Here is a 6,561-nt window from a genome sequence, read left to right on the forward strand (position 1 = left end):
GGTGCCGCACAAAAGCCCCTCGTATCAGATCCTGTTGCATTAACTGCTCCACCCATTTCTGCTATGGATTTAGCAAAGTTTCCTCCACCTCTTTGGTTCATATCTCCACAAGCTTCCTCTGAGCACTCTATTACATAATCTATAGAAGCTGGATCCAATTTATTATTGTGTATAAGATGTCTAAATGCCAAAACTCCTGAAGCCTTAACTACAATATTTTCAAACATTGTATGGGCAGTAAGATTTATATCTATCTCATGGGCCTTTTTAACACATCCAATTATTTTTCCATCGTTGTAAAGGGGTTCAGCATGGTATTTATTTATTTGTTCCTCTATTTCTGAAAGCTCTTCACCTTCTTTAAGCTTAGCCGCATCATTTTCATCGAATAATGGATGATTTAACATTTTTTCCTTTACAGACGCAGTAAAACCCTTTTCCAGCTTTACAAGATCAAAAACATCTGATATTTTCATCAGTCCAATAAATTCATCCTGAGGCATTATCTCCCCAAATTTACCAAATCTATCGGCACCTTCAACCTCTTTATCATGCCAAGGCATTTTATATCCCTTTAAATCCTCTGGAGTCATGTTTCCAATATATACTTGGTTTGGAGCATAGTTTACAACCTTTTCATAGGGCCTTATATACTCAGGTACCTTTTTAAGATATTCTGAATCCGGGTTTGTTATCCTTTCTGTTGTTTGGGTTGTACCATTGTGTAGTATCATATCAGGGGTATTAACCAATATATATCCTGCTGCTTTTACTACTGGGTATTTCATGCTTTACACCTCCATAATTATTTATATATAGTCATGCTAGATAAAACTTAAAATAAATTTTACTGAAATAATGAACGCTTCTACATTCTTTCAGCGAAATTTATTAATCTTTAGAATAGTATTACTATAGCTATAGCGAAACAATGTCAAACCTTAATTTATACATCTTAAAAATATCCATTCTTCTGGGATTTTTTGAGATGTATAAATTAATCTTTCAGTTTGTTTCTCTATAGTTCATTTCAGTAAAAAGGGTGATGAATTCATCACCCTTTCTTTTATTAATCTTCAAATACTTTTTGTCCATCAACCTCGGTTTCAAGTGCCTTAAGACATTTTTCAACTAAACCTCTTCTAAGCTTTTTCTCTTCTGCTGGTTCTAAAGCAGGATTTCCTAATGGATGAGGTATTGCCACAGCTGGAACTATCCTATTTGCTCCAACTGTTAATGAAATAGGCACTACTGTACAAATATGAACAACTGGAATTCCAGCTCTTTCTACTTCTTTTACCATCGTTGCACCGCAACGAGTACAAGTGCCTCATGTAGATGTTAGAATTACAGCATCTACTCCATCAGATTTAAGCTCCTTAGAAAATTCTGCAGCAAATTTTTTAGAATTAGCAACTGAAGTACCATTACCAACAGTAGTATAAAAATATCTATGAAGCTGTCCAATAACGCCTTCCTTTTCCATATCCCTTAATACATCAACTGGTAAGACTCTGTCTGCATCTTCATTTGCATAGACTGGGTCATATCCACCATGGGCAGTTTCATAAGTTTCTTCTGTTAAGTTTGTAACTCCATCAATGTCGTATTTACCATATTTAGAAGCACTTGATGCCTCAATATGATCTGGATTACCCTTTGGTACAATACCGCCTGAGGTTACAAGGGCTATTTTAGCTTTAGATATATCCTTTACAGCTGGATTTGGATCTACGTTGTCAAAATCAGGCATTGGATATTCTGTGGGAAATTCTTCACCCTTAAGCTTTTTAATCATCATTTCAACTGCTCTAGCTGAACCTCTTTTATCAAGGAATATATTCTTTCTTACACCTCTTGGAATATATCCTTCTTCCTCTGGGGATCCAATTTCTTCATTTTTACCAAGTTTTAAAGCTAACTTTGAAAGAGCAGGAATAGCTTTTCTCATTGTTGCTGCCGAGTTCCCGGTTGATACAATGTAAATATCTTTTTTATACATATCAGCACCAGGATTTTCAACATACATAGCTGTAACAACTGGAATTTCTAAACTCTCTTCAACAGCTTTACATATTGTTCCACACGCTGCACCATATCTACCTGCATTAAATGCTGGGCCAGCTATAAATAAATCAGGATTGTATTTTTTCACCATTCCCAAAACTTTTTCTTTTGCTTCCTCTAAATTCTCATTAAAGTAAGAGTCACCACAAATAACAGTAGCAACTATTTCAGCTTCTCCTTTGAAGGCTTTATTAAGGGCCATACCAGGACCAACAACACCTTCTCTTAATTCTGGTGGGATATCAGCTTTTTCTTCACCACCAATTCCAGCAAAGAATTGATTTATATAATGAACAACTCTAATTTTGCTCATACTTTCCCCCCTCTCATATTTTAAACACCGGGAAATCAAAATTTTATTTAAACTAATTTTCATCTTATTTAATGAATTTACATACCATACATACTATAAACTTTGAGTCCAAACTGAACTCTTATCAATAGACTTATTTTTAAATCAAAAGGGTTTAATAAATTATTAAGGGTTTGAATAATTTATTAATATTTAGAGTATTCTTCTCTAATTGAAGTCATTTCTTCAATTATTTCATCTACATCAAGAACCATTTCCATCATGCCAACTTGTTCTTCATATACATCAGCATTAACTGTATCTTTAAATTCTGGTTCTACTGCATGATATACAGCAAGTCCAAGTCCAACTCCTGCTAAACAACCTGCAAAGGTTGGATCTCCTGCTGTAACAGTTTCTGCAGCAAGTCCTGCTGATTCTGCTTCAGCTGCTCCAAATAATACAACTATATTTTCTGCTCCATGCTTCTCTGTTAATTCTTTAACCCTTTTTTGATTTTCTAAGTCCATTGCTCCTGCAGCGGTTCAGACAAAGCATTCCGTAGAAGAGAATACTACCTCTGCACTTTCTACTGTTTTAACACATTCTTCGATAGCTGGACCTGGTATTCCATCTCTATCGCCAATAATGATAACTTTTTTATTATCTAAGATGCTCATTTTAGCACACTTCCTTTCTTTTAAACTATTCTATTTAGCTTTAATATCTTATTAATAGCCTGTTGCTGACATTTTATTAAATCCAAGCTCATTTGTAGCACCAGTAATAACCTGTATTTCAGCTTCTATACTTCCATCAGGTCGTAATGAGCCATCAAAACCGCCAGCAATCTTATCTACATAATCCAACATACCAATTACCTTTTTCATAGGTGGAAGAACTATTATCTCGTTGGCATTACCACCAGTTACAACGGCATCGGCCTTAGGATCAGCATCAGCTAATGATTGGGATGCTCCATCTCTACCGGCATACTCATCTGTTACAATAACAGTTTTTACGCCTTGTTCTTCTATTTTCTTGCAGTTCATGATAAGATCAGTATCTGGGTTACCAAACCCTTCTTGAGAAATTATAGCACCATCTAGTCCAAGGTATTTAGTAAACTTTGCAGTCCAGTTAGATGATCTTTCCTTGTCGGCAAGATATACATTTTCATTAGTTATAATAACGCCAACAAAGTTAATTTCCTTACCATGCTTTTCATATAAATCTTTTATTATAGGATTGTTTAAATGATGATACGTTGTATTTTTATCACATGCAGATACACAGTTTCCACTTAATATTGCTCCATCCATTACTTCAGTAGGATAAAGAACTGTTGGAACTATTTTTTTAGCATCTACTCCATATACATAAGTGTCATGAAGTAATCCTTGAGTTTGAAGCATATATACATATCCTATCTTTGGCAGATCAGGATACTCTGCCACCTGCTCAAGAAGTGGCTTTGTTTCATAAACCTTAATTTCATTTGGCTCTATATCTTTACCTGTTTTTCCAATATAGTCTGCTGCCTTTAAGCCAGCCATTCTTACTGCTGCTTCATATTCATGCTGCTTCAAATTATCTAAAGGCTCAATTACAAGACATATATTATTTAGCTTTGAAAACGGAGTATAATCGGCACCAGGTCCAGTCATATCAATGATACCTTCCTGGAATCCGACTATCTTCCCACATGTAACTACTGCAGCCCCACTTAAAACATGTGTGCGACCTGAACCTACAGTATTTACTTTGTTAATAACACCTGGGAAAATTCCCCCTGGTCCTTCCACTTTAACTCTAGGTTCAATCACATCCTTCACAGGGGTAATTCTTACTTCCTCACCTGGACGAGCCAATTCAACTTGAACACTTTTAATATGTTCATCTTCCATGACTAAGTCTATTAACTCCTGCTTATTTAGATATAATGTTCCAGCCTCAACTTTTGTTGCATCTCCAAATTGAACATCTGTAATTTCAATTCTGCCAAGCTCTAAACGCATGGATCTTCACCTCCCTTTATATTAGGCAACATGAACTAATCCAATTTTATTAATTAGATTAGAACTGTTGCTTGTAACTAACCAAGATGTTTTGTAATCATTGCTTCAATATTTTTTCTATTTGCATCATCTTTAGTAACTTCTTCAAGCTTTTCACCATCTTTATAAAGTGCTATAGTTGGAAGTCCTAAAACTCTTTGAGAAATTGCAAGTCTTCTAGCCTTTGTAGTGTTTAATTTGCAAAACTTAATCTTTTCTTTGTACTTTTCCTCAAGGGCTTCAACATCAGGCATAAGAGCTTTACAAGGCTCACATCCATCACTCCAATAGTCTACCAATACATAACCTTCTGACTTTAATACTTCTTCTTCAAATGTCTTCTTATCAACAGCTAACATTTAATTCCCTCCTTTTATATTTTTAGTTTTAGTCGATTGTTAAATTCTACAATCGGCTTTTTTGCTATATTTCTGGCCGATAGGCCATTGTATTTTCCTCCACTATGTCGATATTAGTAATATACCACTAAAACCAAATACCAACATAGGGAGGTTGTTACCATGTTTTCTTTATCAGAATTTAAGCAACTAAATCTATTTGAACAATTTTCATCTTTAAAAGTACTTTCTTATGAAAAACCAGAGGTTTTTCTAAATTTAATTAAAGATAATTTTAATCTTGAATCTTTTATACCTGATGCTTTTCGTAACCATTATTACTCTAGTTTAGGTAGGAATAGAGACTATAATCTTTCTTCAATACTTGCAGCTTTATTATTTATGCATATGTTCAATATTCCTACAACTACTTTACTAACCCTATTCCTTCAATTTTCAAAGGTTCTCAGAGAGTTTTGTGGTTTTAATAATAAAGTCCCTGATGATTCCTTTTTTAGTAGATTCAAAATTAATTATGAAAAAGATATTTGCGATTTATTTAATTCTATGACCTCTTATGTCTTAGATATTTGTAATGAATTTGATGAATCTTTAGATGACGATTCACCTTTAAAAGGCTTAGCTTCAATACTTATTTATGATACATCTGGGTTAAAACCTAAGGTTAAAGAAAATAATCCTAAAACTTTGGCTTCTGAGATAAATAAGCAAAAAACCTATGCTAAAATCACTAATAATGAAATTTTCAATCCTTATGCTGCCGCATATAAAAACATGCCTAAACAAGCTGAGACTAATTCTTCTATTAAATTAGATTTTGTTAATGGTCATTTTGGTTATTTTTATAAATTTGGTATTCTTACTAATGGTTTTGGAATACCAATGCACATTAACTTTTTTGATGATGATTTTTATTCTTCTATAGACGATGTTTTTGATACTCCAGAGGAACAAAAATTTTCCTTTGATAATGCCTCTCTAAAGCCTGTAATAGACCAATTTTTTAAACATAATCCTAATAAAAAATTTATTAGTTTCCTTGGCGATAGTGAGTTTGATAGCTATAATAATTTTTCACTTTTAAAACATTATGGTTTTGAAAAAGTTTTTATCCCTATTAACACCCGCAATACTAATCGTGTTGATAATTCTGACTTAGAATTTGATGTATCCGGTGCTCCTCTTTGTCTTCTTACTAAAGAACCTTTTATTCCTGAAGGAATTTGTAGAGGAAAAAATAGAAGCCCTCGTTTAAAGTATAAATGTCCTAAAGCCCGTAGGGATAAAAAAGGTAAATGCTATCATACTTGTGAAAATCCATGTACATCTTCCAAAGCTGGAAGAATGCATTATGTTTATCCTGATAAAGACTTTAGACTTTATCCTGGCATTCAAAGAAATTCTGATGAGTGGAATTCTACTTATAAGCTTAGAACAACTATTGAAAGAACTATAGCTTCGCTAAAGAAAAATTCCTCTATTGCTTTTCCTATAACTTTAAACACAACCAGTATGAGAGCCAATTTATTTTTAACAGCCATAACTAAATTAATTAATGTTATAGTTGCTAACGCAATAAATAAACCACAATATTTTAGAAGTATCAGAAAGCTTTATAAATTAGCTTCTTAACACTATCCACAAGTTAATATTTTTTCACTATGCTACGCATTATTTTATATTAAAAAATTATGGGACTTAATAAATGCGTCCTTTTTTGTGCTTTTTTCTATGTTTTTTCAGTCTTTGTTGTGGATAACTCTTTAATTTATTTTACAATCCACTA

At 33.3% G+C, this 6,561-nt stretch carries 5 protein-coding genes and 1 pseudogene; 1 reads left to right on the forward strand and 5 read right to left on the reverse strand.

Translation table 11 applies throughout. The features are described from left to right. The 5 genes and pseudogenes from B5X81_RS26895 to trxA form a co-directional block, all read right to left on the reverse strand. A pseudogene (locus tag B5X81_RS26895) lies at nucleotides 1-788 on the reverse strand (glycine/sarcosine/betaine reductase complex component C subunit beta); the annotation flags it as partial. 281 nt (nucleotides 789-1,069) lie between these two features. Further along, nucleotides 1,070-2,380 (reverse strand): glycine reductase complex selenoprotein B, encoded by a 1,311-nt coding sequence (grdB, locus tag B5X81_RS26900; RefSeq protein ID WP_079496096.1) that lies wholly within the window; start codon nucleotides 2,378-2,380, stop codon nucleotides 1,070-1,072. A 185-nt stretch (nucleotides 2,381-2,565) separates the two neighbouring features. Next, nucleotides 2,566-3,039 carry a glycine/sarcosine/betaine reductase complex selenoprotein A gene (gene grdA, locus B5X81_RS26905; RefSeq protein ID WP_079496097.1) on the reverse strand — a complete coding sequence of 158 codons (474 nt, stop codon included), beginning with the start codon at nucleotides 3,037-3,039 and terminating at the stop codon, nucleotides 2,566-2,568. Nucleotides 3,040-3,090: 51 nt separating this feature from the next. Continuing rightward, on the reverse strand, nucleotides 3,091-4,377 hold the full coding sequence (locus tag B5X81_RS26910; RefSeq protein ID WP_079496098.1) for a glycine/sarcosine/betaine reductase component B subunit: 1,287 nt from the start codon (nucleotides 4,375-4,377) through the stop codon (nucleotides 3,091-3,093). 77 nt (nucleotides 4,378-4,454) lie between these two features. Next, nucleotides 4,455-4,775, reverse strand: a complete 321-nt coding sequence (trxA, locus tag B5X81_RS26915) for a thioredoxin TrxA (RefSeq protein WP_079496099.1) — start codon at nucleotides 4,773-4,775, stop codon at nucleotides 4,455-4,457. A 162-nt stretch (nucleotides 4,776-4,937) separates the two neighbouring features. Between trxA and B5X81_RS26920 the strand changes: the two genes are divergently transcribed. Beyond that, nucleotides 4,938-6,407 carry a transposase gene (locus B5X81_RS26920; RefSeq protein WP_079490840.1) on the forward strand — a complete coding sequence of 490 codons (1,470 nt, stop codon included), beginning with the start codon at nucleotides 4,938-4,940 and terminating at the stop codon, nucleotides 6,405-6,407. The last annotated feature ends 154 nt before the right edge of the window (nucleotides 6,408-6,561 follow it).

The organism is Maledivibacter halophilus (assembly GCF_900167445.1).
Classification (GTDB): domain Bacteria; phylum Bacillota; class Clostridia; order Peptostreptococcales; family Caminicellaceae; genus Maledivibacter; species Maledivibacter halophilus.

Coding starts and splice junctions, on each gene's coding strand:
- trxA (WP_079496099.1), bottom strand. CDS start 4,775: ATGTTAGCTGTTGATAAGAAGACATTTGAAGAAGAAGTATTAAAGTCA.
- B5X81_RS26910 (WP_079496098.1), bottom strand. CDS start 4,377: ATGCGTTTAGAGCTTGGCAGAATTGAAATTACAGATGTTCAATTTGGA.
- B5X81_RS26920 (WP_079490840.1), top strand. CDS start 4,938: ATGTTTTCTTTATCAGAATTTAAGCAACTAAATCTATTTGAACAATTT.